Annotated in this window: 1 protein-coding gene and 1 pseudogene; both read right to left on the reverse strand. The window is 69.4% G+C overall.

Features of this window, described 5'->3' with window-relative positions; genetic code table 11:
- Nucleotides 1–17: 17 nt before the first annotated feature.
- Nucleotides 18–527 (reverse strand): annotated as a pseudogene (locus ACFV1W_RS40720) (transposase); the annotation flags it as partial.
- Nucleotides 503–1,099: a winged helix-turn-helix domain-containing protein gene (locus tag ACFV1W_RS40725; RefSeq protein ID WP_380422633.1), complete on the reverse strand. Its 597-nt coding sequence runs from the start codon at nucleotides 1,097–1,099 to the stop codon at nucleotides 503–505. The pseudogene ACFV1W_RS40720 and the gene ACFV1W_RS40725, both read right to left, overlap by 25 nt.
- Nucleotides 1,100–1,176: the final 77 nt, after the last annotated feature.

A 1,176-nucleotide genomic window follows, 5' to 3' on the forward strand; every position in this document is an offset into this window, starting at 1 on the left:
TTACTGACCTCGGCGCTTCAAGGTGATGGCGGTGGGAGGTCGAGGGAGAGTCCGGTTCCGGTGAGGAAGCCGTCGAGGATGTCGGAGCGGTACTGCAGTCGCTTGAGGCGGTTGCGGACGAGGGCTTCGAGCCGGTCGAGGGCGACGCTGGCGAGGTTCGCGAGGCTGCGTTTGACGTGGGCCCACAGGTACTCGACCGCGTTCAGCTCGGGTGCGTATGCGGGCAGCACGAACACCGTCAGCCAGTCCCTCGCGTCGATCAGGTCGCGCATCGCATGGGAGACGTGGGTGTTGAGCCGGTCCCAGACCAGCACGATCGGCGCTTTGACCAGCTGGTGGATCCCGTCGATCAGCCCGATGTAGTCGTGTTCGGACAGGCTGCGGCGTTCGCCCTTGCGCCCGCTGTGGCGTCGCAGCCTGTGGCACAGGCGGGTCCGTGAGCCCGGTCGCATCGCGATCAGTCCGGCGACGGAGATCCTCCCCGAGCGGCTGCCGCTCACCTTCACGACCGGGGTGATGCCGCGGCGTCCCCACGTGCGTCCTTTGGGCGGTCTGCGGGTGAACCCGGCCTCGTCCTCGAAGCAGAGCCAGCCGTTGCAGGCCGCCCGGGTGCTTTTACCTCCGCCCACGTCGCCTCCCTCCACGCGGCCACGGCCTGCTCGTCGCGTTCCGCGGCCCGGCGCACGGGGACCTGCGGGGTGAAGCCGAGCCGGCGCATCAGACGGGTGGCCCCCGAGACGCTGTAGGACACGTGGAACTTGCGGCCGATCAGCGTCGCCACCCGAGCGCCGGTCCATACCTGGTCCTGGTCCCAGCCGTGCGCGGCCGGCCCCTGCTCGAGGTATTCGGCCAGCTTCTCCCGGCGCCGCGCCGACAGCTTGCATCGCTGCCCACCCGGTCCCCGTGAGGCCAGCGCCCCGATCCCGTCCTCCCGCCAGGCCTGGTGCCACTGGTAGGCCGATTTCGAGGTCACCCGCAGCCTGCGGGCGACCTCCCTCGGAGGGACACCTTCGTCGAACAACGCGGCGGCCTCCAGGCGCACCGCCTCGCGGCGCTGACGTGCCTTCGCCGTCAGCCCGCCCCCATCCGCATAGCGCATACCAACGGCATAGCGCGCAAATGACCGTCAGTCAGCTACGCAAACAGGCCAATCACCTTGAAGCGCCGAGATCAGTA

Origin of the sequence: Kitasatospora sp. NPDC059648 (assembly GCF_042734825.1) — a bacterium.
Classification (GTDB): Bacteria; Actinomycetota; Actinomycetes; order Streptomycetales; family Streptomycetaceae; genus Kitasatospora.

Excerpts from the sequence above, each read along its gene's own strand:
- ACFV1W_RS40725 (WP_380422633.1), bottom strand. The coding sequence starts at position 1,099 with ATGCGCTATGCGGATGGGGGCGGGCTGACGGCGAAGGCACGTCAGCGC.